Below are 24,605 nucleotides of genomic sequence, written 5' to 3' on the forward strand. Positions count from 1 at the left end.
GGCGGCGTCCTGTGGGGCGCGGGCGTGACCCTGCTCGGCTCCTGGCTGGGCAACGTCGGCTTCGTCAACAAGCACATCGAGCTGATCCTCATCCTAATCGTGCTCGTCTCGGTGATCCCGATCGCCATCGAGTTCCTCCGGGCCCGCTCCAAGGCCGGGAACGCCCCGCCCGCCGAGCCGGCCCGGCAGCAGCCCCCCGTCATGGACGACGCGACGACCCGGCTGCGCCGCATCGAGCCGGACCAGCAGTACGACCCCTACCAGCAGGAGCAGCAGGGCTGGAACCAGGGCTACGACGACCAGTACTACGACCAGCAGCGGCACGGGCAGCAGCAGCACCCGCAGCAGTACGAGCAGCAGCAGTACGACCAGCAGCACCCGCAGCAGTACGAGCAGCAGCAGTACGACCAGCAGCAGTACCCTCACCAGTACGACCAGCAGCAGTACCCGCAGGACTACAACCAGGGCAACTACCGCCAGTAGGGCCTCAGAAGCCCCTGGTCCGCTTGGCCGCGCGCCGCCCCTCCGCGGAGCCGAACCGCAGGAACAGGCGGGAGATCTCCGCTCCCAGGTTCACCCCGATCGCGATGGCCATGGCGAGCGACGCCGCCTTGGCCAGCGACACCAGGCCCTTGTCCATGTGGTTCTGGGCCATCGCCAGCAGCCCGAAGTAGGTGGCCGAACCCGGCAGCAGTGGCCCGATCGCCGCTGTCGTGTACGGCAGGGCGGAGGCGAACCGGTACCGGGACAGCAGCTGCCCGAACAGGCCGACCAGGCCCGCCGCCACGGCCGTGGAGGCCACCGGTGAGATGTCGCCGGCGTAGCGCATCGCCCCGTACACCGACCAGGCGATCCCGCCGTTGAGGGTCACGGCCAGCACGGTGGACCGTTCCTGCTGGAGCAGCACGGCGAAGGTCAGCGACAGCAGCATCGACGCGGCGATCTCCAGCACCGGGCGTTGGGCGAGGCTCGGCGACGCGTCCGGATTGAGCTTGGCGCCGAACTTCACTCCGAAGTACAGCACCACCAGCACGCCGGTGACGATGCCCACGAAGAAGTACATGACCTCCAGCAGCCGTGCGGAGGCCGTGATGTAGAACCCGGTCAGCCCGTCCTGCACGCCCGCCACCAGCGCCCGCCCGGGCAGCAGCGCGAACAGCCCACCGGTGATGACCGCGGAGGCCACCACGTCGACGTGGGTCGCCGTGAGCGTCACGCCGATCGCCGCGGGCGGCATAGCGGCCACCGTGAACTGGTAGAACTCCGGCAGTCCGCGTCCCGCGCACAGCCACGCCAGCCGGTCGCCGAGCATCGCGCCCAGCGCCGCCAGCACGAACACGATCACGTCGCCGCCGACCAGCAGGGAGGCCGCGCCCGCCAGCCCCCCCGCGGCCAGGGTGAGCGCCCAGCCGGGGTACGGGTGCCGGTTCCGGCGGATCTCGGCGAGACGCCGGTAGGCCTCCTCCAGCGAGATGCTGGTCTCGGGGTCGGTCAGGTCGTCCACGAGCCGGAAGACCGCCGCGAGCCGCGTGTAGTCGGTGCCCCGGCGCCGCACCGTCCGGGACGCGGTGACCGGGTCGTCCACCAGGGACGGCTGGTGCGAGATGGAGAGCAGAGTGAACGTGACGTTCGGCTCGCACCGGTCCAGCCCGTAACTGCGGCACACCGCGAACATCGCGGCCTCCACGTCCTCGGCGTTCTCACCGCCCGCGAGCAGCAGCTCACCGATACGCAGGGTCAGGTCGAGCACGCGCGGAACCGCCGGGCCGCCCTCGTCCACCTTCTGCACCAGCTCCGGCGCGGGCCGCTCCGCCACCGGCATGCGCAGCATCGTGCGCATCCGGTCCTGCCAGGGTGCGTCCTTGACCAGGCTGACCGCCGGTATCCCGTTCGGCGGGGTGAAGGCGGGCGGCGTCTGGGCGCTGTAGGTGCTGGGCGGGCTGAACGCCGAACCCTCCGGGTCGGGACCCGGCGGCTGCGGCGTGCCCAGCCCCCGCGGCACGGCGAACTCGGAGGTGGTCTCGGACTCGTCACCCGTCCTGGACAGGGCGAGCCCGGCCGGGATGGCGAACTCGGACGTCATCTCCGGGTCGTACGAGCTCCTCGCCTCGTCCGAACGAGGCTTGCGTTCCTCCGCCTCCGTCACTCCTGCTGTCTCCCTGGACGACCGTCTGCGTAAGCCAGTATGCGCATGACCACGCGAGCGGGCCGCGGCACCCCATCGGGTTGCCGCGGCCCGCGATCATCAAACCGTCAGGTCGGTCAGTGGCCGCCCTGTTCCTTGAAGCGCTTGTAGGACCGCTCGATCTCCACCTCGGCGTCCGTACGCCCCACCCAGTTGGCACCCTCGACCGACTTGCCGGGCTCCAGGTCCTTGTAGACCTCGAAGAAGTGCTGGATCTCCAGGCGGTCGAACTCGGACACGTGGTGGATGTCACGCAGGTGCTCCACACGCGGGTCGGTGGCCGGCACGCACAGCAGCTTGTCGTCGCCGCCCGCCTCGTCCGTCATCCGGAACATGCCGATCGCACGGCACCGGATCAGACAGCCCGGGAAGGTCGGCTCGTCGAGGATGACCAGCGCGTCCAGCGGGTCGCCGTCCTCGCCGAGGGTGTTCTCGACGAAGCCGTAGTCGGTCGGGTAGGCGGTCGAGGTGAAGAGACGACGGTCCAGGCGGATCCGACCGGTCTCGTGGTCCACCTCGTACTTGTTCCGCGAACCCTTCGGGATCTCGATCGTGACGTCGAACTCCACCGGTGGCTCCTCCATGATCAGCACATAGTTCTGGTGGTTAAGTGTCCCTCACGCAGGTGTGTGATCGCGAAAGGGGCTGGTGGTAGTGCCAGAGCTGAGGCCTTGGCGAGCCGCGAGACCGCATGTGGAGCGGTTCGCGAACGCCGTACGACCGCTACTGGCACAGGCCGCGACAGCCACGAAACCGCGGGTCGCGCGGGTGACGCGGGCCGTCGGACCACGGCTCGCGGCGCTCGTACGACCCCCTCGTCCGCGGCCCGTCACGACCTTGCAGTACATCGTGTGCGCCGCCGTCGCCGGACTGGCACTGGCTTGCGGCGCGGTGACCGCGGCCGGCCCCTGGGACGCCGACGGTCAGCGTACGGCCGAGCGGCACCGGGCGGCCGCCCTGGAGCGGTCAGGTGGCACAGATCACGGCGGCGGCTCCGGCCGGACCGGCGACGGCCCGCGCCCCGCGCCGAGCGCCGCGTCCGTCCTGACGGGCCTCGGGAGCGCCACTGCCACCGTGAAGTCGGCGCCCGCCGGGAAGGCCCTCACGGGCGTCCTGAAGCCCCTGCTGGACTCCTCGGCCCTCGGCCGGGACCCCACCGCGGCCGTCGTCGACGTGGCCTCCGGCCGGCGCCTGTACGCCGCCGGCGCGGGCAGGGCCATGACCCCCGCCTCCACCACCAAGATCGCCACCGCCGTCGCCGCCCTGTCCGCACTCGGCGCAGACCACCGCCTCACCACCCGCGCCGCCTTCGAACCGGACACCGGGGAGCTCGTCCTGGTGGGCGGCGGCGACCCCACCCTCACCGCCCACGACGAGGCCGAGGGAGGCTGGGCCAGCCTGCGCACACTGGCCCGGAACACCGCCGCCGCGCTGGACAGGCGCGGAGTCCGCAAGGTCACCCTCTCCTACGACACCACCCTCTACGCGGGCCCCGCACTGCACCCCATCGGCGTGAACGACAACCTCGCCCCCGTCAGCGCCCTGATGGCCGACGAGGGCCGCACCGACGACTCCGCCCGCGGCCCGGTGACCCGGGTGACCGACCCGGCGGCCGACGCGGCCCGCAAGTTCGCGGCGTTCCTGGCCGACGCCGGGATCAGGACGACGTCCCCCGGCCCGTCCAAGGCGACCGGTCGCGCGAACACCCTGGCCACCGTCTCCTCGCCGCCGCTGTCCGCGCTGGTCGAGCGCATGCTGACCAACAGCGACAACGACATCGCCGAGGCCCTGGCCCGGCAGACCGCCCTCGCGACCGGCAAACGCCCGACCTTCGACGGCGGCGCGGCGGCGATCGCCGCCCGGCTGCGCACGCTCGGCCTGCCGGTCACCGGCGCGGTCTTCCACGACGGCAGCGGACTGAACCGCGACGACCGGCTGACGGCGGACCTTCTCACGGCCCTGCTCGTCGAGGCAGGGTCCCCCTCGCACCCCGAACTCCGGCCCGTCCTCACCGGTCTCCCCGTCGCGGGCTTCACCGGCACCCTGGCCGGCCGCTACACGGACGGAGCCGCCGGCCTGGTCCGCGCCAAGACGGGCACGCTGACCGGCGTCAACACCCTGGCGGGCACCGTGGTCGACCGGGACGGCCGCCTCCTGGCCTTCGCCTTCCTCACCTCCGACACGACGGACCCGGACCAGGCCCAGAAGACCCTGGACCGCACGGCTTCGGCTCTGGCGAGCTGCGGCTGCGGCTAGTCCCGGCGCCCATCGCGCCCCAGCCCTTGCCGACCTCGAGCACCCCGGGCTCCCGACAGCTCCCCGCGGCCCTGCCGATCCCCGACGCCCTGCCCCCAGCGGCAGCGCTAACGTACGGTTGACACATGACGAGCATCGGTGCCTCTTCAGGGATGGTCGACTGGAACCTCGCGGTGGCGACCGCGACCCGGCTCGTACGGCCGGGCCCCGACGTCAGCCGCGACGAGGCACGGGCCGTCGTCGCGGAGTTGCGCCGCCACGCCAAAGCCTCGGAGGAACACGTCCGGGGCTTCACTCGTATGGAGACCGACGAGGGCCATGACACGCCCGTCCTGGTCGTCGACCGCCCGGGCTGGGTCCGGGCCAACGTCGCCGGGTTCCGGGAGATCCTCAAGCCGCTGCTGGAGAAGATGCAGGAGCGGCGCGGCAACACTCCCGGCGGTGCGGTCCTCGGCACCGTCGGCGGCAAGGTGACCGGCGTGGAACTGGGCATGCTGCTGTCCTTCCTCGCCTCCCGGGTCCTCGGCCAGTACGAGACCTTCGCCCCCGCCACCCGCGACCTCCCGGCGGGCGGCTCCCCGGGGTCGCCGAACGGCGGCGGCCGGCTGCTGCTGGTCGCGCCGAACATCGTCCACGTGGAGCGTGAACTCGACGTCGAGCCCCACGACTTCCGTCTGTGGGTGTGCCTGCACGAGGAGACGCACCGCACGCAGTTCACCGCCGTGCCCTGGCTGCGCGACCACCTCGAGGGTGAAATCCAGTCTTTCCTGGCGGAGACCGACGTCGACCCGATGACCGTCCTGGAACGCGTCCGGGAAGCCGCGCAGTCGCTCGCCGGGGGCCGCCCCGAGGGCGAGGAGGACGACGGCGGCCGGTCCTTCGTGGAACTGGTGCAGTCCCCGGCCCAGCGCGAGATCCTGGGCCGGCTCACCGCCGTGATGTCGCTTCTGGAGGGCCACGCCGACTTCGTGATGGACGGGGTCGGCCCGCAGGTCGTACCGACCGTCGCGGAGATCCGCGAGAAGTTCCAGCAGCGCCGCGCCAAGGGCGCCTCCCGCCTCGACGTCGCCCTGCGCAAGCTGCTGGGCCTGGACGCCAAGCTCCGGCAGTACCGGGACGGCGAACGCTTCGTGCGGGCCGTCGTCGACCAGGTCGGCATGGACGGCTTCAACCGGGTGTGGACCTCCCCGAACACCCTCCCCACCAAGGCGGAGATCGCCAAACCGGCGGACTGGGTCGCGCGGGTGCACCGCAAGGCCGAGTCGTGAAACCGGCGGGGAAGTCGTGAAGCAAATCCGGCCGACGGCAGGCGAACGCCCCTCTTATCACCCGTCCGAGGGACCGTGAGCCATGCGTAGGCGTGCAATGCTCGGGGAACGGCCCGCTTCTGTCACCATCTACACACTCTGAGTGACCGAATCTCGGGCTCACCCCCCGACAACTTCATGAAGGGAACCGGACATGGGTCCCCATCCTGCGGTCGCGGCGATACGCCTGGCGGTCCGCCGCGTCCTTCACGACATCCTCAACGACCAGCAGACCTCCCTCCGGACTCCGGACGGACCGGCCGAGCGTCCCCCCTCCACGGCCTCCCCGCTCGTGCTCGTCGCCTGCTCCGGCGGCGCCGACTCCATGGCACTCGCCTCCGCCCTCGCCTTCGAGGCCCCCAAGCTCGGCGTCCGCGCCGGCGGTGTCACCGTCGACCACGGCCTGCAGCCCGGCTCCGACCTGCGCGCCCAGGAAGTCGTCCTCAGGCTGCGTGAACTCGGCCTCGACCCCGTGGAGTCCGCCGCCGTGACCGTCGGCCGCGCGGGCGGCCCCGAAGCCGCCGCCCGCGACGCCCGCTACGCCGCCCTCGACGACGCGGCCGTCCGCCACGGCGCCGCCGCGATCCTCCTCGGCCACACCCGCGACGACCAGGCCGAAACCGTCCTGCTCGGCCTCGCCCGCGGCTCCGGCATCCGCTCCCTGTCCGGGATGGCCGCGGTCTCGGGGGCCGGCGGCCGCTACCGCCGCCCCTTCCTCCAGCTCGACCGGCAGACCGCCCGCAAGGCCTGCATGGTCCAGTCCCTCCCCGTCTGGGACGATCCTCACAACGCCGACCCCGCCTACACCCGCTCCCGGCTCCGCCAGGAGGGCCTGCCCGCCCTGGAGAAGGCGCTCGGCAAGGGGGTCGTCGAGGCCCTCGCCCGCACCGCCCAGCTCTCCCGCGACGACGCCGACGCCCTCGACACCTGGGCCCGCCAGGCCGAGGCCGCCGTCCGCGACGCCGCAGGTCTGCTGGAGTGCGCCAAGCTGTACGCCCTCCCGCCCGCCGTCCGCCGCCGCATCCTGCGCCGCGCCGCGATCGAGGCCGGCGCACCGGCCGGTTCGCTGTTCGCCCGCCACATCGAGGAGGTCGACCGGCTGATCACGGGCTGGCGCGGCCAGGGGGCCATCAATCTGCCCGGCAGGGTCGTCGCCCAGCGGCAGGGTGGCAGACTGGTGATTCGGCAAGGCTGAGTCCGCACCTCCCGGAGGGTCGGCGGGCTCGGGCAGCCGCAGGCCGTAATTGCGGGACGACCGAAAGTGATGCGGGTGGACGCGAAAGACATGGGTGCCGACCTCAAAGAGGTACTCATCACCAAGGAAGAGATCGACGCGAAGCTGGCCGAGCTGGCCGCGAAGATCGACGCTGAGTACGAGGGCAAGGACCTGCTGATCGTCGGTGTGCTCAAGGGCGCGGTGATGGTCATGGCGGACCTCGCCCGGGCGCTGTCCACCCCCGTCACGATGGACTGGATGGCCGTGTCGTCGTACGGCGCGGGCACCCAGTCCTCCGGAGTCGTGCGGATCCTCAAGGACCTCGACACCGACATCAAGGGCAAGCACGTCCTGATCGTCGAGGACATCATCGACTCCGGCCTGACCCTGTCCTGGCTGATCTCCAACCTCGGCTCGCGCGAGCCCGCCTCCTTGAAGGTGTGCACGCTGCTGCGCAAGCCCGACGCCGCGAAGGTCGCCATCGACGTGGAGTGGGTCGGCTTCGACATCCCCAACGAGTTCGTGGTGGGCTACGGCCTGGACTACGCCGAGAAGTACCGCAATCTCCCGTTCGTCGGTACGCTCGCGCCCCACGTCTACGGCGGCTGAGCTCCAGAGGGCTCAAGCACGTAAGACGATCGGGAACCCCAGCGGGTTGCTCGCCGTTGAGCTTGCAGAGACGGGATTGCCGGCCGTCCGAACAGCTTCATGCGGCTTCGGACAACAATGCTGGGGTACCGTCAGAAGAACTGTCTTATCAAACTCACTATGGCAGGAGGGACGGGGCGGCACCGCTCCGTATGGATGGACGTGAAGCGATACTTCCGTGGGCCGGTCATGTGGATCGTGCTGGCCGTCCTTGCCGTGGTCGTGTTGATGCAGGTCGTCGGCTCGTCCGGCGGCTACAAGACGGTGGACACCGGCCAGGTCGTGGCAGCGATCAATGACAACAAGGTCGAGTCGGCGAAACTCACCACCGGCGACGAGCAGACCGTCAAGGTCACGCTCAAGGACGGTGTGAAGGTCGAAGGCAGCTCGAAGATCCAGGCGAGCTACATCGGCGACCAGGGCGTGGCCATCGCCAGCACGCTGCAGAACAAGTACCAGGACAAGCAGATCCCGGACGGCTACACGGTGTCGCCGTCCAAGCAGAACCCGTTCCTGGGTGTCCTGCTCTCCTTGCTCCCCTTCGTCCTCATCGTGGTCGTCTTCCTGTTCCTGATGAATCAGATGCAGGGCGGCGGCTCCCGGGTCATGAACTTCGGCAAGTCCAAGGCGAAGCTCATCACCAAGGACACCCCGAAGACGACGTTCACCGACGTCGCGGGTGCGGACGAGGCAGTCGAGGAGCTCCACGAGATCAAGGAGTTCCTGCAGGAGCCGGCCAAGTTCCAGGCCGTCGGCGCCAAGATCCCCAAGGGTGTGCTGCTGTACGGCCCGCCCGGCACCGGCAAGACCCTGCTCGCGCGCGCCGTCGCGGGCGAGGCGGGTGTGCCCTTCTACTCGATCTCCGGTTCCGACTTCGTCGAGATGTTCGTCGGTGTCGGTGCCTCCCGGGTCCGTGACCTGTTCGAGCAGGCCAAGGCGAACGCCCCGGCGATCGTCTTCGTCGACGAGATCGACGCGGTCGGCCGCCACCGCGGCGCCGGCCTCGGCGGCGGTCACGACGAGCGCGAGCAGACCCTGAACCAGCTGCTCGTCGAGATGGACGGCTTCGACGTCAAGGGCGGTGTGATCCTCATCGCCGCCACGAACCGGCCCGACATCCTCGACCCGGCCCTCCTGCGGCCCGGCCGCTTCGACCGCCAGATCGCGGTCGACCGCCCGGACATGCAGGGCCGTCTGGAGATCCTCAAGGTCCACCAGAAGGGCAAGCCGGTCGCCCCGGACGTCGACCTGGCCGCGGTCGCCCGCCGCACGCCGGGCTTCACCGGCGCCGACCTGTCGAACGTGCTGAACGAGGCGGCTCTGCTCACGGCCCGCAGCGACCAGAAGCTCATCGACAACAAGATGCTGGACGAGGCGATCGACCGCGTGGTCGCGGGCCCGCAGAAGCGGACCCGGATCATGTCGGACAAGGAGAAGAAGATCACCGCGTACCACGAGGGCGGTCACGCCCTGGTCGCGGCGGCCTCTCCGAACTCCGACCCGGTCCACAAGATCACGATCCTGTCGAGAGGCCGTGCCCTCGGCTACACGATGGTGCTCCCGGACGAGGACAAGTACTCGACCACGCGCAACGAGATGCTGGACCAGCTGGCCTACATGCTGGGCGGCCGTGCGGCCGAGGAGCTCGTCTTCCACGACCCGACCACGGGCGCGGCGAACGACATCGAGAAGGCCACCGCCACCGCCCGCGCGATGGTCACCCAGTACGGCATGACCGAGCGCCTGGGTGCCATCAAGTTCGGCGGCGACAACACCGAGCCCTTCCTCGGCCGTGAGATGGCTCACCAGCGGGACTACTCGGAAGAGGTCGCCGCGCTGGTGGACGAGGAAGTCAAGAAGCTCATCGAGAACGCGCACAACGAGGCCTGGGAGATCCTGGTCGAGAACCGTGACGTCCTCGACAACCTGGTGCTGCAGCTGCTGGAGAAGGAGACCCTGGGCAAGGAGGAGATCGCCGAGATCTTCGCCCCCATCGTCAAGCGCCCGCCGCGGCCCGCCTGGACCGGCTCCTCCCGCCGCACGCCGTCCACCCGCCCGCCGGTGCTCTCCCCGAAGGAGCTCGCACTGACGAACGGAGCGAACGGCGCGGGACCGGCCATCAGCACGGTGAAGTCCACCACCACGGACTCCGCCCCGGCGACCGAGCCGGCCCCGGAGGAACGCCCGGAGAACTGAGGCGTCCCCCGAGCTCACCGGCCCGGACTGTAAGCCGCGCCCCCCAGGTTCTAGCCTGGGGGGCGCGGCGTTTCACATGCCCGCCGCTGAGTGACGAAGGAACGAGGCTTCACCATGACCGACCCCGTGACGCTGGACGGCGAGGGCAGAATCGGCGAGTTCGACGAGAAGCGCGCCGAGAACGCCGTCCGTGAACTCCTGATCGCGGTCGGCGAGGACCCGGACCGCGAGGGCCTGAGGGAGACTCCGGCGCGGGTGGCGCGGGCGTACAAGGAGATCTTCGCCGGGCTGTGGCAGAAGCCCGAGGACGTGCTGACCACGACGTTCGACCTCGGACACGACGAGATGGTGCTCGTGAAGGACATCGAGGTCCTGAGCAGCTGTGAACACCACCTCGTGCCGTTCGTCGGAGTCGCCCATGTCGGGTACATCCCGTCCACCGACGGCAAGATCACGGGCCTGTCGAAACTGGCCCGGCTCGTGGACGTCTACGCCCGCCGTCCGCAGGTGCAGGAACGACTCACCACGCAGATCGCCGACTCCCTGATGGAGATCCTGGAGCCCCGGGGCGTGATCGTCGTCGTCGAGTGCGAGCACATGTGCATGTCGATGCGGGGCGTCCGGAAGCCGGGGGCGAAGACCATAACCTCGGCGGTGCGCGGTCAGCTTCGCGACCCGGCGACGCGCAATGAGGCGATGAGCCTGATCATGGCGCGATAGCGCGTTCGCTCACGCCACCGGTTCGGCACCCGGATGGTTCTCGTCGTCGTCCTCGGGGAGTTTGCACACCCGCTCCAGGAACAGGGCGGCCGCTATGACGGCGATGCCCGCCAGCACCGAGAAGGCCGCGTAGATGGCCTGGTCGCGGCGGGCGGGGATGTCGAGGAGTTCCAGGAGGAACACGCCCGTGCCGCCGTACATGCCGGCCACGAGGGCGGCGACCAGCGCGCTGGACTGGCCGAAAACGACCGCACGGGCGGCCATCAGGGGGTCGACACCCTTCGCCTCGGGACGGCGTTCACGCTGGGCCCTGAGGCGGGCACGCAGGGACAACGCCGTGGACAGCAGGATCACGGCGATCACGGCCAGGACGATGGGCGCGGCCACGGGGACACTGGGCAGGGTCCCGACCGAGTTCCACAGGCGGGCACCCGCCCAGGACAGGATGCCGGCCACGACGAACACCCCGACCAGCACCCTGATGCGCAGCTCTTTCACGATGTCCCTTCAGCTCCCCCGGACCGCTGTGGTCGTGGCGGCCCACTCAGTGTGCCCGTGTGCCGGTCGTCTTGACCTTAACGACTACTCGGGCAGCCGGAGTTCCAGGTCCCCCCGGGCCTCGACACCCTCGCGGGTGACGGCGCCGAGCAGGTCGGCGACCGTGCCCCGGCCGGGCAGCTGGGCGTCGGGGTCCACGTCGTGCCAGGGCGCCAGGACGAAGGCGCGTTCGTGGGCGCGCGGGTGGGGGAGGGTGAGGCTCGGGTCGTCGGAGGTGACGTCGGCGTAGGCGACGATGTCGACGTCGAGGGTGCGCGGACCCCAGCGCTCGTCCCGTACGCGGTTGAAGGCCTCCTCGACGGCGTGCGCGCGCTCCAGCAGGGAGGCCGGCGGCAGGGTGGTCCGCAGGACCACGACCGCGTTGTAGTACGACGGCTGGCTGCCGGGTTCCACGCCCCACGGCTCCGTCTCGTAGACGGGGGAGACCGCCTTGATGCGGACGCCGGGGGTGTCCTCGAGGGCGTCGACGGCGCCCTGCAGGATCTCCAGGCGGTTGCCGAGGTTGGAGCCGAGGGAGAGCACGGCCCGTTTCGGGTTCTGCAGGGTGGTGTCGGCGGCGTCGACCTGTGCCACGACGGAGGCGGGCACCGGCTGTACGGTCGGGTCGGTGGGACCCTGCGTGAAGGATGCGGTCATGCTCGGCTCCGGGTGATGGTGACGGTGACGTCGTCGAAGGGGACGGTGATCGGGGCGTCCGGTTTGTGGACGCTGACCTCGACCTCCTGTACCCCGTCGTGCTTCAGGCAGGTCTCGGCGATGCGCGCGGCGAGTGTCTCGATGAGGTTCACCGGCTCGCCCTCGACCACGGCCACGACCTCCTCGGCCACGATGCCGTAGTGCACGGTCTTCGTCAGGTCGTCGTCGGCGGCGGCCGGCCGGGTGTCCAGGCCCAGGACGATGTCCACGATGAAGGTCTGGCCCTCCTCGCGCTCCTTGGGGAACACGCCGTGGTGCCCACGGGCCTTCAGGCCGCGCAGCGCGACACGATCCACGCGAATCACTCCTGCAGTCGTCGGACAGTACATATCCCGGGACACCCCGGATCCCAGCCGGTCCGTGCCGTGTGCGGGCGGCACACCGGCCTCGGACGAATCTACCCGCGGGCCCGGACGGGACCGGGCCGCCGGGCGTGGGGCGGCGTCGGGGCCAGGAGGGTTCATCGTGCGTTTCCCCAGCGGAATCCGGTGGCTTACGGGCCGGTAGCCGCATCTACCCGTCAGTTCGTGATTCCAACCACTTCTTGGTCCCTGCGGGCCGCCTACCCACTCAGGCGGGTGTGTCGTCGTCCTCGTTCTCGTCGTTTTCGGCCAGAACGGGGGAGGCGTGGTGGGACCAGAGCTTCCAGCCGAGGGGTGTGCGGCGGAAGACGTTGGTGGCCACGACGAGCTGGCCGACGAGGGGCCCGAGCTCCTCGCCGCCCTCGGGGGCCGGACCCCCGCTGAGGATGTTCTCCGTACAGGTCACGAGGGCGGTGTCGCCGGTGACCGAGACGTGCACGTCGGTGAGGAAGAACTGGATGTAGTCGGTGTTCGCCATGATCAGCGCGTACGACCTGAGGACCTCGCCGCGGCCGGTGAGCACCGGCCAGCCCGGGTGCACGCAGGAGATCACCCCGACGTCCGCCGGGTCGTGGTACGTCTCGTCGACGCCCAGGTCGGACGGGGCGAGCCAGAGGGCGGACAGTTCTTCGAAGTCGCCGCGCTCCATCGCCTCGTAGAAGGCCGTGTTGGCGAGCTCGACCTGCTCGACGTCGGTGTGCGGGGCGCTCACCGAGCCCCCTCCACCGCCCGCGCCACCCGGACCGCGTCCGCCGTGGCGCGTACCTCGTGGACGCGGACCGCCCAGGCGCCGGCGTGGGCCGCGAGGGCGGAGACGGCGGCGGTGGCGGCGTCGCGTTCCCGGGCGGGGGGCGGGGCGCCCTCGGGGCCGGCGAGGACACGGCCGAGGAAACGCTTGCGGGACGCGGCGACCAGCAGGGGGCGGCCCGGGCCACGCAGACGGTCCAGGTTGGCCAGGAGGGTGAGGTCGTGCCCGGCCTCCTTGGAGAAGCCGAGCCCCGGGTCGACGACTATGCGGTCGGGTGCGATGCCGCCGGCCATGACGGCCTCCACGCGTGCGTGGAGCTCGTCGGCGACCTCGGTGACGACGTCCTCGTACATCCCCTTGACGTTGCCACCCTGCAGGAAGCCCCGCCAGTGCATGACGACGAAGGGGGCACCGGCTTCGGCCACCACCGGGATCATCGAGGGGTCGGCGAGGCCGCCGCTGACGTCGTTGACGAGGGCGGCGCCGGCCGCGAGGGCCCGGGCGGCGACCGAGGCGCGCATGGTGTCGACGGACACGACGACTCCCTCGGAGGCGAGGCCGCGGACGACGGGGATGACGCGCCGCAGTTCCTCGTCCTCGTCGACGCGGGTGGCGCCGGGGCGGGTGGACTCGCCGCCGACGTCCACCAGGTCGGCGCCCTCGGCGACCAGTTCGAGCCCGTGCTTGACGGCGGCGGTGGTGTCGAAGAAGCGGCCGCCGTCGGAGAAGGAGTCCGGGGTCACGTTCACGACCCCCATGACCGCGCACCGGTCCCATGCCGGAAGCCCCGCCACCGTGCCGCGCCCGCTCTGGTTGCTCATACGTTCAGCCTAGGCCCAGCCCCGGAACGCCCACGCGCGGCCCGAACGGAAGCCCGGGGCGGAGGGGGTTTCGCCCCGGGCTTCCGTTCGGGCCGTTCCGGTCACGCCGGGCGTACGTCCGGGACCTCGTGTTCCGCGAGTGTGTGGGAGCACGGGCGGGCGGGGGCGGCGGCGCGGCGCAGGAAGCGGGGCAGGGGCAGGGCGAGGTTGACGAAGCCCTCGGCCTGCATGGCGGCGAAGCCGATGCGGGGCAGGTCGCCGGAGGCCCGGTAGACGACGAAGCGGGGCTCCCAGCGGGGCTGGAACTTGGCGTTGAACTTGTACAGGGACTCGATCTGGAACCAGCGGGAGAGGAACACCAGCAGTCCGCGCCAGGCGCGCAGCACCGGTCCGGCGCCGATCTTCTCGCCGCGCGCGAGGGCGGAGCGGAACATCGCGAAGTTGAGCGATACCCGGGCGATGCCGAGCTTCGGGGCCGCCTGGAGCGCGGCGACGATCAGCAGTTCGTTCATGCCGGGGTCGGCCGAGCGGTCGCGGCGCATCAGGTCCAGCGAGACTCCATCGTCACCCCAGGGCACGAAGTGCAGAATGGCCTTGAGGTCGCCGTAGGGGCCGGGCTGGTCGTCGGTCTTGTGGGCGGTGGCGATGAGGCAGTCGCCGTCGGAGGCGTCGCCGATGCGGCCGAGCGCCATGGAGAAGCCGCGCTCGGTGTCGGTGCCGCGCCAGTCCTCCGCCGCGCGCCGGATACGGTCCAGTTCGGCCTCGCCGAGGTCACGGATACGCCGTACCCGGGTTTCGTAGCCGGCCCGCTCGATGCGCTTGACCATCTGTCGCACGTTGCGCATCGCGCGTCCGGCGAGCGAGAAATCCGCGACGTCCACCACCGCCTCGTCGCCCAGTTCCAGGGCGTCCAGGCCGGTCTCGCGCGTCCACACCTCGCCGCCGGTCTCCGAGCAGCCCATGACGGCCGGGGTCCAGGAGTGGGCCTTGGCCTCGTCCATGAACCGCTCGATGGCGCCGGGCCAGGCCTCGACGTCGCCGATGGGGTCGCCGCTGGCGAGCATCACGCCGGAGACGACGCGGTAGGTCACCGCGGCCTTGCCGCTGGGCGAGAAGACGACCGCCTTGTCGCGGCGCAGCGCGAAGTGGCCGAGGGAGTCGCGGCCGCCGTGCTTGGCCAGCAGGGCCCGCAGCCGGTTCTCGTCGTCCTCGGTCAGCCGTGCGGCCGGGTGTTCGGGGCGGAAGGCCAGGTAGATGGTGGTGGCGGCGGTGATCCAGCCGAGGGCGCCGAGGGAGAAGGCGACCGTCCAGGAGGTGTTGCCCTGGTAGTCCACCGGGCCCTCGAAGCCGAACAGGCCGTACAGGACGTGGGTCAGCCGATCGGCGAGGCTCGGGTCGCCGACCATGCGGTCCGGGTGGACGCTGACGATGACCAGTCCGAGTACGAGGGAACCGGCGCCCATGAGGACGAAGTTCGCGAGCGCGCGCCACCGGCTGCGCGGATCGGGCAGCGCGCGGAACTCGTCGCGGTGCCGCAGCAGCGGCACGAGCAGCGCGAGCGAGATCAGCACGCCGATGACGGAGTGCCGGTACACGAACTCCGCGGCCGCGCCGGCCGGCAGCAGCGCCACCGCGGCCCGCCACGCCCGGCGCTTGCGCCGTTTGAGCCCGTGCGCGAGGAGCAGCAGCAGCACACCCGCGCTGAGCGAGAGCGCCGCGGCGAAGGGGCCGAAGGAGCCCGGCAGCACCTCCGCGAGGGCGTGCATACGGCTGTGACGGAAGCGCGGGAACACGCCCGCGGCGATGTCCAGGAGCCCGACGACCGCGCAGGCCCTGCCGACCAGTGCGGGGGCGGCCTCGGGGCGCGGACCACGGACCATGCGCCGCACCCGGCTTGATCGGCTCGGAACCCCGCCCGACATTTCCCCATCTATCCTGACAGACATCGCATCCCATAGTTCTGCGAGAGACCTTGAGTCCGGTGACCGTTTCGGGCATCCGGCGACATTGCGCCCTCTAGGACGGTGTCTTGGGGAAGGAGGTTCCTTCCTCGTCGGAAAGCCGGTTCAAAGCCCAAGGAAAGCCCAGGGCAAGCGCTCGCGACGATCGTGTCCGCGTGCCGTGGGCGGAAAGCGCAGGCAGGAAGAGCCCATGGGTCTCACGAGCAACAAAGTGCTGGTGGTGGCGATCGCGGTCGCCGCCTTACTGTTCGTCGGCACCGTCTGGCTGTGGCCGCGGCTGGCCCGGCGCGACTGGCGGTCCGTCAGCGGGCGGGTCGGATTGCTCCTTGCCACCCAGATGACACTCTTCGCCTGTGTGGGCGTCGCCGCCAACCAGGCCTTCGGGTTCTACGCCAGCTGGGCGGACCTCTTCGGCCGGGAGACCGCGCAGGGTGTCGTCGTGAACCACACGGCGAGCGGCGGCACGGCCGGCCCCCTGCAGGTGCTCACCACGGCGGGGCTGAACGGGGCCGGCGGGACCCGGCCGCAGACGGCCGGGCAGGTCCAGAAGGTCGACATCGTGGGCCGTACGACCCACATCCCCACACCGGCGTACGTATATCTGCCGCCGGAGTACTTCCAGCCGCAGTACCGCACGCGTACGTTCCCCGCGACCGTCGTCCTCACCGGATATCCGGGCACCGCGCAGGCTCTGGTGGACAAACTGCATTACCCGAGCACGGCGCGGCAACTGGCCAAGGACGGGCGGATGCAGCCGATGATCCTGATCATGCTGCGGCCGACGGTCGCGCCGCCGCGCGACACGGAATGCGTGGACGTTCCCGGCGGACCGCAGACCGAGACGTTCTTCGCCAAGGATCTGCCCGACGCGGTCCTGGCCCATTACAGAGTGGGCAGAAAGCCGGGCAGCTGGGGGATCATCGGTGACTCCACAGGCGGTTACTGCGCACTGAAGCTGGCCATGCACCACCCGGGCGTGTACGCGGCCGGCGCGGGCCTGTCGCCCTACTACAAGGCGCCGATCGACCCCACCACGGGCGACCTCTTCCATGGTGACAGCAGCCTGCGGAATCGTTCTGACCTGTGGTGGTTCCTCAAGCACGAGGCCGCTCCCGATACCTCACTGCTCGTCACCAGCAGCAAGATCGGCGAATCGAACTACAAGGACACCCTGAAATTCATCGACCGGGTGCAGGCCACGAACCTGACCAGGATCTCGTCGATCATCCTGGAGAGCGGCGGCCACAACTTCAACACCTGGCGGCGGGAGATCCCGGCGACGCTGCAGTGGATGAGCGGGCGGCTCAGTGACCGTTGATGGTGAAGACTTCGTCAAGGCGGTGTTTTTACGGGGTGGGGCGCCAAGATTCGCCTACTCGCGGTAAGTTTCTGGCCATGCCACGTGGACGTCACCGCCATTCACCTCCTCTGCACAGGCTGTTGCCTCCGTCGGCGATCGCAGGCGTTTCCGTCGTCTGCGCGATTGGCCCCTGGGTGTTCTCGGAGCAGGCCGCGCTCCGTTCCCTCGCCGCGGCCGCCGCGGCGACGGCTGTCATCGGCGCGGTCGTCATGCGCCGCTGGGACATACATGCGGGCAAGCAGGTAGCCGACCTCGCACGCGCGCGTGCCAGTGACGAATGGCGGTTCGAGGAGCGGGTCGCCGAACTGGAGGGCGACATCGAGGAGTCCCGCGAGCTGCGCGGCAAGCTGGAGCAGCGGCTGCGGGCCAAGCGGGCGGAGCTGGCGGGTCTGCGCAACGAGCACGCCGCGCTGCTGCGGCGGTACGCGACGGCGGAGACCGAGCGGGCCAGCGCGCTGGAAGGACGGCGACTGCTCGAGATCGAGGCCGGGGCTCCCGTGCCGGAGACGCCGGCACTGCCGCCGGCGCGCGCGGCGGAGACCGACGTCGCCGAGGCCGAGGCCGGGCCGGCGGTCACCGGGGTGTTCTCGCCGGAGGGCTCCCAGCTGTTCATGCGGGCCATGGCGGCACTGGCCCGGTTCGGCACCGGGGACGAGACGGCGGAGGCCGATGCCGATGCCGTTGCCAAAGGGGATGAAACGGCCGGAGCGGCCGGAGCCGCCAAAGGAGAAGGCCTCGACGAGGGAGTGACGGAGGGCGCCGCCCGGGAGTCAGTGGAGCCCACTGGGTTCGCCGAGCCCGCCGAGCCCGCCGAGGCCGGGACCCGGTCCACGGGGCACTTCACGGTGCCGACCGCGGTGGCCGTCGTACCGGCCTCGCCCGTACGGCGTCCGGCGGTCGAGGGCGGCTTCGACTTCTTCGGTACGCAGAAGGACACGCCGTCCGACGCGCTGGACGCCGTGCAGAACGAGGACCTCGCCGACGTGGTCGGCCAGGAGGCCCTCGCCGTCCACAAGGCCGAGTCGGAGGCCGGCTTCAAGCCCGCCGACGAGGAGTTCCGCGGCGTCGGCCAGGTCATCGACCTGACGGCCCATGACGAAACCGAACACATCGACCTGCACGGCCTCCGCAGCGCGGCTTCCTGAGCGTTGCCGAGGGGCGGGGGAAGAGCGTTCTCCGCCCCCGCCGCCCCTACCCGTTCCCGTCCCCAGGGGCTCCGCCCCTTCGCCCCCGCGGGGGCTCCGCCCCCAGACCCCCCTTCGGACTGAACGGCCTCGTTCGCGAACTCCCCCGGAAGGGGCACCCCCAGAGCCGCGCTCCCAGCCGGCCCGCACGGGTGGTGGGTGGGGACAGGCCGGGAGCCCGGGGGCGGCGCCCCCGGCGTCCTGACTGCCGTATGCGTCAGCTCATCCAGCGCTCCGGCCCCGCCCCCCGGCGCCCGGTCCGGGAGCGTTCCGCCTGGGCGTGGAGCAGGGCCGCCGCCTCCCGTGCGTCGCGTAGACGGGCCGTGACCGTCTTGCCGGCCCCCGTGTCCACATGGACGTCGGCGACGCCCCACAGCCGCGCCCAGGGCCCCTGGGTGAGCCGTACGCTCTGGACCTTGGCGTGCGGAACGAGGGACAGCCGGCGCCGCAGCAGCCCGTGCCGGGCGGCGAAGACGGTGTCCGTGACGGCGATGCCGTGGCCCCGCCACCACACCGGCAGACACCACCCGGCCCGGCGCGGTGGCCGGACCAGGGCCGACGGCGACGGCACGGTCACCCCGGGCAGTACGCGCGCGACGACGGACTCCGCGATCGCGCGCGGCGCCACCGGCACCAGCAGCGAGTTCGACGAACCGGCCACGTCCAGCTCCACCCGCACCCAACCCTGGCCCCGCCCCCGGCCCCGCCACAACAGCGGCTCGACGATCCGTACGGTCTGCACCCGCCCCGGCGGCACCGTCTCGTGCGTGCGGTCCAGCAGCCCGTGGTCGATCCGCAGCCCGTCCGGGGACTCGGCCACCCGCCAGTCGTACTCCGCGACGAACCGCCCCGCGCTCCGCGCACCCGCGCCGCCGAGCAGCGGCAGCCCGATGGCGAGGACCGTCCACACGCTGTGCGTGGCCAGCCACAGCACCGGCGGTACGACGAGGACGGCCGCCAGGGAGACCCAGCTGGCGCCGGTGAGCACCAGCGCGAGCGCGAGCCCCCGCGGCGGCACGCGCATCAGCTCCCGCGCCGGCGCCTCACCCACCTCGTGCGCCGTCTCCGGTGCGAAACCGGCGGCGCGCGCCAGCAGCTCGGCCCGCAGCACACGTGCCTCGTCCTCGCCCAGGAAGGCCAGCTCGTCCTTCTTGTGCGCCCCGACGACGTCGATCCGCAGCTTGGCGACCCCCGCCACGCGCGCGAGAAGCGGCTGGGTGACGTCGACGGCCTGGATCCGCTCGAGCCGGATGTGCGCGGTGCGCCGGAACACCAGACCCGTACGTATGCGCAGCTCGGAGTCGGTCACCGCGAAGTGCGTGAACCACCAGGACAGGAACCCGTAGAGGGAGGCCGCCGGGACCAGCACGGCGAGCCCGGCCAGCAGCATCGTCGTGGTCAGTCTCGTCAGCTGCTCCTGCGCCTGGTTCGGGTCGTGCGCGGCCCACCCGACGAGCACGGCGACCGGCGCCCACGCCCGCCGGAACGGCGTCACCGGGTGCAGCCGCCGCTCGGCCACGGGCCGCGCCCCGGATATGCCGCCGGCGGCTTCCGGCGCCGTCACAGCCCCGCCGAACGGGCCTCGCCCAGCTCGGTGAGCCGGTCCCGCAGCCGCTCCGCCTCGGCCGGTTCCAGGCCCGGGATGGCCGCGTCGGTCGCGGCCGCCGCCGTGTGCAGCTGCACGCTCGCCAGCCCGAAGTGCCGCTCCACCGGCCCGGAGGTCACCTCGACCAGCTGCATCCGCCCGTACGGTACGACGGTCTCCTCGCGCCACAGCACACCACGGCTGATCAGCAGGTCGTCGGCCCGTTCGGCATAGCGCCAGGAGCGCCAGTTGCGGCCGAGCAGTACCCAGCCCCACGCCATCGCCGCCAGCGGCAGCAGCGCGAAGGCGGCCCAGGCGGGCCCGGCCAGCAGCCCCGGCAGCAGGCCCACGGCCAGCGCCGCCACTCCCAGCCACACCACCAGCAGCAGCCGCCGCATCCGCAGCAGCCCCGGAGGCAGTCCCCGCCACACCGGCTCGTCCGCCGCCGAGCCGCCCTCCCCGCTCCCCGTCTCCATGCGGCCAGCCTACGTAGGGGAGACTGTGCGCATGACGTCCACCACTCCCACGACTCGGACCACGGTCGGGATCGGCGGTGCCGCCGAGAGCACCGACATGGTGCTGAACATCGGCCCCCAGCACCCGTCCACCCACGGTGTGCTGCGGCTCAGGCTCGTGCTGGACGGTGAACGCATCGTGCACGCGGAACCGGTGATCGGCTACATGCACCGGGGCGCGGAGAAACTCTTCGAGGCGCGTGACTACCGTCAGATCATCATGCTCGCCAACCGCCACGACTGGCTGTCGGCCTTCTCCAACGAGCTGGGCGTCGTGCTCGCCGTGGAGCGGATGCTCGGCATGGAGGTCCCCGAGCGGGCGGTGTGGACGCGCACGCTGCTGGCCGAGCTGAACCGGGTGCTGAACCACCTGATGTTCCTGGGCTCCTATCCGCTGGAGCTGGGCGGCATCACCCCGGTCTTCTACGCGTTCCGGGAGCGCGAGGTGCTGCAGAACGTCATGGAGGAGGTCTCCGGCGGACGCATGCACTACATGTTCAACCGCGTCGGCGGCCTCAAGGAGGACCTGCCGGCCGGCTGGGCGGCACGCGCGCGTGCCGCCGTCGCCGCCGTCCGCTCGCGCATGGACGTCTTCGACGACCTGGTCCTCGGCAACGAGATCTTCCGCGGACGCACCCGGGGCGTGGGGGCGCTGGCGCCGGAGACCGTGCACGCGTACGGGGTGAGCGGGCCCCTCGCGCGCGCCTCGGGCGTCGACTTCGACCTGCGCCGCGACGAACCGTACCTGGCGTACGGGCAGCTCCAGGACGTGCTGGAGGTCGTCACCCGGGAGGAGGGCGACTGCCTCGCCCGCTTCGAGTGCCTCCTGGCCCAGACGCACAACGCGCTGGACCTGGCCGACGCCTGCCTCGACCGGCTCGCCGAGCTGCCGCCCGGCCCGGTCAACCAGCGCCTGCCGAAGGTCCTCAAGGCGCCCGAGGGCCACACCTACGCGTGGACCGAGAACCCGCTGGGCATCAACGGCTACTACCTGGTCAGCAAGGGCGACAAGACCCCGTACCGGCTGAAGCTGCGCTCGGCCTCGTACAACAACATCCAGGCGCTGACCGAGCTGCTGCCCGGGACGCTGGTGGCGGACATGGTGGCGATCCTCGGCTCAATGTTCTTCGTGGTCGGGGACATCGACAAATAGGGCCGGCACGGCCACGGTCCCGATCGGCTGCAGCAGCCACCCGAAGTCACCGAGTCCGCCCGGCGCGGTGAGCTCGGCGGCCGCACCGGCGCCCGCGAGAGCGCGTACGTACTCCGACGGGTTCGTGGAGGCGAGGGCGAGCGGCGGACGCGCACCCGTCACGCCGAGGGCGCGCAGGGCATCGCGCTGCGTGAGCAGATGCGCGCCGGGGAGGGTGCGCGCCGTGGTGAACGCGGCGCACGCGTCCAGTGCGACATGCGCCGTGATGTCACACGTCCCGTCCGGTACGGGCGCCGTCCCGCGCCCTTCCCGGAAGCCGGTGAGCGTCCCGAAGGGCGGCCGCGTGGCCACCGTGTGCGCGTAGTCGACGGCGACCGCCAGCCCCCGCTCGACGCACGCGACGGCGGACGCCCACGCCTCGTCCCTGGGCAGCCCGATCTCCGCGCGCAGCCCCTCCTCCGGCGGCAGCGGCCACCACCTCGCGAGCCACTCGGCCTCCGCCCCCGACACCGGGTCCCCGAGCCGCTCCCGCCCGTCCCGGCGCACGAGCACCCGCCGGGGCACGCCCTCCGGGTCCACCTCCGCGACCTCCACGGGCACGTTGTCCAGCCACTCGTTGGCGAACAGCACCCCGCGGACCCCCTCCGGTGCTTCGCTCGACCAGGTGATCCGGTCGTCGAGCCCCGCCGGCCGGCCGGCCAGCTCGACGGCGTACGGGCGGACGCGGGAGACCACGCCCTCCGGCAGCTCGGCCAGCACACCGGCGACCAGCTCGCCCCGCCCGGCCCCCATGTCGACGAAGTCCAGGGTCCCGGGCCGCCCCAGCGCCTCGTCCACCCGGCACAGCAGCCGGGCCACGGCGCGCGCGTACAGCGGCGACGCGTGCACGGAGGTACGGAAGTGCCCCGCCGGTCCCTCCGGCCGCCGGTAGAAGCCGCCCGGCCCGTACAGGGCCGCCTCGGTGGCCGTCCGCCAGCCCCGCCACTCACCGGAGTCCTCGTCCCTCACCGGAACAGACTAGGCGCACAGGCGATCACGTCCTCCACCTTGCGGAGTACGCCGGTCACGGACGGATCGGCCCTCCGGTTGACTCCCGCACACTTCGCGCTTCCCTACTCTGGGTTACGTGCAGCGCCTCTATGACTTCCTCCGCAGGCACCCGACGTGGGTCGACGTCTTCTGGGCCGTCGTCCTGTTCGGGATCTCCGGCGTGAGCGTGACGAGCGTCAACCGGAGGCCGGAGCACCACGGTTCCGTCGCCGCCGGGCTGGCCGTCTCCGCCGTCCTGTGCCTGGTCGTCGCGCTGCGCCGCCGCTTCCCGGAGCCGATGCTGCTGCTGGCCGCGGCGACCGGCCTGGCCCAGCTGGTCCTGGACGTCGAGACGACCGCCGCCGACTTCGCCATGCTGGTGATCACCTACACGGTCGCGACGCAAGGTGCGCGCTGGGCCTCCCGGTTCGCCCTGGCGATCAGCCTGGGCGCGGCGACCCTGGCGCAGCTGCGCTGGCCGGGTGACGGGCCCAGTGCCCTGGCCCGAGTCGCGATCGTGGTGTTCCAGACGGTGCCGTTCGCCCTCGCCTGGGTGCTCGGTGACTCCATGCGCACCCGTCGCGCCTACTTCGCGCAGCTGGAGGAGCGCGCCACGCGCCTGGAGAAGGAACGCGAGGCGCAGGCCAAGGTCGCGGTGGCCGCCGAGCGCGCCCGGATCGCGCGCGAGCTGCACGACGTGGTCGCGCACAACGTGTCGGTGATGGTGGTGCAGGCCGACGGCGCCGCCTACGTCCTGGACGCCGCGCCCGACCAGGCGAAGAAGGCCCTGGAGACGATCTCCTCCACCGGCCGCCAGGCCCTCGCCGAGATGCGCCGCCTGCTGGGAGTGCTGCGCACCGGCGAGCACCAGGAGAGCGGCGAGTACGTCCCGCAGCCCGACGTCGAGCAGATCGACGACCTGGTCGAGCAGTGCCGCAGCTCCGGCCTGCCCGTCGACTTCAAGGTGGAGGGCACCCCGCGTCCGCTGCCCAGCGGCGTCGAACTCACGGCGTACCGCATCGTGCAGGAGGCGCTCACCAACACGCGTAAGCACGGCGGCCCCAACGCGGGCGCGAGCGTGCGGCTGGTCTACTTCGACGACGGGCTCGGCCTGCTCGTCGAGGACGACGGCAAGGGGGCCCCGCACGAGCTGTACGAGGAGGGCGGCGTCGACGGCCAGGGCCACGGCCTGATCGGCATGCGGGAGCGGGTCGGTATGGTCGGCGGCACCCTGGACGCGGGCCCGCGCCCCGGTGGAGGCTTCCGCATCAGTGCCCTGCTGCCCCTCAAACCGGCGCACTGACGCCGCCGTACGCCCCTCGTTGACACCTGTCACACCCCCGCACGCCCCCTGCTGACTCACGGAAGAGGCCCCCGATGACGATCCGCGTGATGCTCGTCGACGACCAGGTGCTGCTGCGCACCGGGTTCCGGATGGTGCTCGCCGCCCAGCCGGACATGGAGGTCGTCGCGGAGGCGGGCGACGGCGTCGAGGCCCTGCAGGTGCTGAGCTCCACCGCGGTCGACGTGATCCTGATGGACGTACGCATGCCGAAGCTGGACGGCGTGGAGACCACCCGGCGCATCTGCCTGGAGCCCGACCCGCCGAAGGTGCTGATCCTGACCACCTTCGACCTCGACGAGTACGCCTTCTCCGGGCTGAAGGCGGGAGCTTCCGGCTTCATGCTCAAGGACGTGCCGCCCGGCGACCTGCTGGCCGCCATCCGCTCCGTGCACAGCGGCGACGCCGTCGTGGCGCCGTCCACCACCCGCCGCCTGCTGGACCGCTTCGCGCCCATGCTGCCCTCGGCCGGCAAGGAGCCGCAGCACCGGGAGCTGGAGCGGCTCACCGACCGTGAGCGGGAGGTCATGGTGCTGGTCGCCCAGGGGCTGTCCAACGGTGAGATCGCCGCCCGGCTGGTGCTGTCCGAGGCGACCGTGAAGACCCACGTGGGCCGCATCCTGACCAAACTGGGCCTCCGGGACCGGGTGCAGGTCGTGGTCCTGGCGTACGAGACGGGACTCGTCCGGGCCGGCGGACTCGGCTGACTCCGCACGGACTCCCAGGACCCGACCTACCTGCGGCGGGGGTCGTCGAGGTCCTC

General features: G+C 71.5%; 22 protein-coding genes and 1 pseudogene. 12 read left to right on the top strand and 11 right to left on the bottom strand.

What is annotated here, in order from left to right:
• A pseudogene (locus tag ACWC21_RS35385) lies at positions 1 to 483 on the top strand (hypothetical protein); the annotation flags it as partial.
• Positions 484 to 487: 4 nt separating this feature from the next.
• Here ACWC21_RS35385 and ACWC21_RS35390 read toward each other — a convergent pair.
• Positions 488 to 2,146 (bottom strand): threonine/serine ThrE exporter family protein, encoded by a 1,659-nt coding sequence (locus ACWC21_RS35390; RefSeq protein ID WP_450888025.1) that lies wholly within the window; start codon positions 2,144 to 2,146, stop codon positions 488 to 490.
• Between the two features lie 116 nt (positions 2,147 to 2,262).
• Positions 2,263 to 2,754, bottom strand: a complete 492-nt coding sequence (locus ACWC21_RS35395) for an inorganic diphosphatase (RefSeq protein ID WP_030342671.1) — start codon at positions 2,752 to 2,754, stop codon at positions 2,263 to 2,265.
• A 79-nt stretch (positions 2,755 to 2,833) separates the two neighbouring features.
• Here ACWC21_RS35395 and dacB point away from each other — a divergent pair, with 79 nt between their 5' ends.
• From dacB to folE, 6 genes are all read left to right on the top strand, one after another.
• On the top strand, positions 2,834 to 4,441 hold the full coding sequence (dacB, locus tag ACWC21_RS35400; protein WP_450888026.1) for a D-alanyl-D-alanine carboxypeptidase/D-alanyl-D-alanine endopeptidase: 1,608 nt from the start codon (positions 2,834 to 2,836) through the stop codon (positions 4,439 to 4,441).
• A 125-nt stretch (positions 4,442 to 4,566) separates the two neighbouring features.
• A complete protein-coding gene (locus ACWC21_RS35405; protein ID WP_450888028.1) occupies positions 4,567 to 5,709 on the top strand; it encodes a zinc-dependent metalloprotease in 1,143 nt (380 codons plus the stop codon).
• A gap of 193 nt (positions 5,710 to 5,902) precedes the next feature.
• On the top strand, positions 5,903 to 6,943 hold the full coding sequence (gene tilS / locus ACWC21_RS35410) for a tRNA lysidine(34) synthetase TilS (protein WP_450888029.1): 1,041 nt from the start codon (positions 5,903 to 5,905) through the stop codon (positions 6,941 to 6,943).
• 69 nt (positions 6,944 to 7,012) lie between these two features.
• On the top strand, positions 7,013 to 7,573 hold the full coding sequence (gene hpt, locus ACWC21_RS35415; protein WP_450888031.1) for a hypoxanthine phosphoribosyltransferase: 561 nt from the start codon (positions 7,013 to 7,015) through the stop codon (positions 7,571 to 7,573).
• A 195-nt stretch (positions 7,574 to 7,768) separates the two neighbouring features.
• On the top strand, positions 7,769 to 9,808 hold the full coding sequence (gene ftsH / locus ACWC21_RS35420; protein WP_450888033.1) for an ATP-dependent zinc metalloprotease FtsH: 2,040 nt from the start codon (positions 7,769 to 7,771) through the stop codon (positions 9,806 to 9,808).
• Positions 9,809 to 9,922: 114 nt separating this feature from the next.
• Entirely contained in the window at positions 9,923 to 10,528 is a 606-nt protein-coding gene (gene folE / locus ACWC21_RS35425; RefSeq protein ID WP_450888035.1) for a GTP cyclohydrolase I FolE, read from the top strand.
• A 9-nt stretch (positions 10,529 to 10,537) separates the two neighbouring features.
• Here the strand turns inward: folE and ACWC21_RS35430 are convergent, their stop codons facing one another.
• The 6 genes from ACWC21_RS35430 to ACWC21_RS35455 form a co-directional block, all read right to left on the bottom strand.
• On the bottom strand, positions 10,538 to 11,026 hold the full coding sequence (locus ACWC21_RS35430) for a DUF3180 domain-containing protein (protein WP_450888037.1): 489 nt from the start codon (positions 11,024 to 11,026) through the stop codon (positions 10,538 to 10,540).
• 84 nt (positions 11,027 to 11,110) lie between these two features.
• Positions 11,111 to 11,722: a 2-amino-4-hydroxy-6-hydroxymethyldihydropteridine diphosphokinase gene (folK, locus tag ACWC21_RS35435; protein ID WP_450888038.1), complete on the bottom strand. Its 612-nt coding sequence runs from the start codon at positions 11,720 to 11,722 to the stop codon at positions 11,111 to 11,113.
• Positions 11,719 to 12,078: a dihydroneopterin aldolase gene (gene folB, locus ACWC21_RS35440; protein ID WP_450888040.1), complete on the bottom strand. Its 360-nt coding sequence runs from the start codon at positions 12,076 to 12,078 to the stop codon at positions 11,719 to 11,721. Before folB ends, folK begins: the two co-directional genes overlap by 4 nt.
• A gap of 274 nt (positions 12,079 to 12,352) precedes the next feature.
• Complete coding sequence (locus tag ACWC21_RS35445) at positions 12,353 to 12,856, bottom strand: nuclear transport factor 2 family protein (RefSeq protein ID WP_450888042.1); 504 nt, start codon at positions 12,854 to 12,856, stop codon at positions 12,353 to 12,355.
• A complete protein-coding gene (gene folP / locus ACWC21_RS35450) occupies positions 12,853 to 13,713 on the bottom strand; it encodes a dihydropteroate synthase (protein ID WP_450888044.1) in 861 nt (286 codons plus the stop codon). The genes ACWC21_RS35445 and folP overlap by 4 nt, the downstream gene beginning before the upstream one ends.
• Before the next feature lie 101 nt (positions 13,714 to 13,814).
• On the bottom strand, positions 13,815 to 15,635 hold the full coding sequence (locus tag ACWC21_RS35455; RefSeq protein ID WP_450888046.1) for a phosphatidylglycerol lysyltransferase domain-containing protein: 1,821 nt from the start codon (positions 15,633 to 15,635) through the stop codon (positions 13,815 to 13,817).
• A gap of 229 nt (positions 15,636 to 15,864) precedes the next feature.
• Between ACWC21_RS35455 and ACWC21_RS35460 the strand changes: the two genes are divergently transcribed.
• Positions 15,865 to 16,992 (top strand): alpha/beta hydrolase, encoded by a 1,128-nt coding sequence (locus tag ACWC21_RS35460; protein WP_450888048.1) that lies wholly within the window; start codon positions 15,865 to 15,867, stop codon positions 16,990 to 16,992.
• Positions 16,993 to 17,069: 77 nt separating this feature from the next.
• The gene (locus ACWC21_RS35465; protein WP_450888049.1) at positions 17,070 to 18,179 is read left to right on the top strand and encodes a hypothetical protein; all 1,110 of its coding nucleotides are present in this window, start codon (positions 17,070 to 17,072) and stop codon (positions 18,177 to 18,179) included.
• Positions 18,180 to 18,435: 256 nt separating this feature from the next.
• Here the strand turns inward: ACWC21_RS35465 and ACWC21_RS35470 are convergent, their stop codons facing one another.
• Positions 18,436 to 19,782, bottom strand: coding sequence for a PH domain-containing protein (locus ACWC21_RS35470; RefSeq protein WP_450888051.1), 1,347 nt, complete (start codon positions 19,780 to 19,782; stop codon positions 18,436 to 18,438).
• The gene (locus tag ACWC21_RS35475) at positions 19,779 to 20,279 is read right to left on the bottom strand and encodes a PH domain-containing protein (RefSeq protein WP_450888053.1); all 501 of its coding nucleotides are present in this window, start codon (positions 20,277 to 20,279) and stop codon (positions 19,779 to 19,781) included. Before ACWC21_RS35475 ends, ACWC21_RS35470 begins: the two co-directional genes overlap by 4 nt.
• A 31-nt stretch (positions 20,280 to 20,310) precedes the next feature.
• Between ACWC21_RS35475 and ACWC21_RS35480 the strand changes: the two genes are divergently transcribed.
• Positions 20,311 to 21,471 (top strand): NADH-quinone oxidoreductase subunit D, encoded by a 1,161-nt coding sequence (locus ACWC21_RS35480; protein ID WP_450888055.1) that lies wholly within the window; start codon positions 20,311 to 20,313, stop codon positions 21,469 to 21,471.
• Here the strand turns inward: ACWC21_RS35480 and ACWC21_RS35485 are convergent.
• Complete coding sequence (locus tag ACWC21_RS35485; RefSeq protein WP_450888057.1) at positions 21,436 to 22,479, bottom strand: SAM-dependent methyltransferase; 1,044 nt, start codon at positions 22,477 to 22,479, stop codon at positions 21,436 to 21,438. The genes ACWC21_RS35480 and ACWC21_RS35485 overlap by 36 nt on opposite strands.
• 118 nt (positions 22,480 to 22,597) lie before the next feature.
• Between ACWC21_RS35485 and ACWC21_RS35490 the strand changes: the two genes are divergently transcribed.
• Both ACWC21_RS35490 and ACWC21_RS35495 read left to right on the top strand, forming a co-directional pair.
• Positions 22,598 to 23,803 carry a sensor histidine kinase gene (locus tag ACWC21_RS35490; protein ID WP_450888059.1) on the top strand — a complete coding sequence of 402 codons (1,206 nt, stop codon included), beginning with the start codon at positions 22,598 to 22,600 and terminating at the stop codon, positions 23,801 to 23,803.
• Between the two features lie 74 nt (positions 23,804 to 23,877).
• A complete protein-coding gene (locus tag ACWC21_RS35495) occupies positions 23,878 to 24,549 on the top strand; it encodes a response regulator (RefSeq protein WP_450888061.1) in 672 nt (223 codons plus the stop codon).
• Positions 24,550 to 24,605 lie beyond the last annotated feature (56 nt).

Source organism: Streptomyces sp. NPDC001348, from assembly GCF_053597535.1.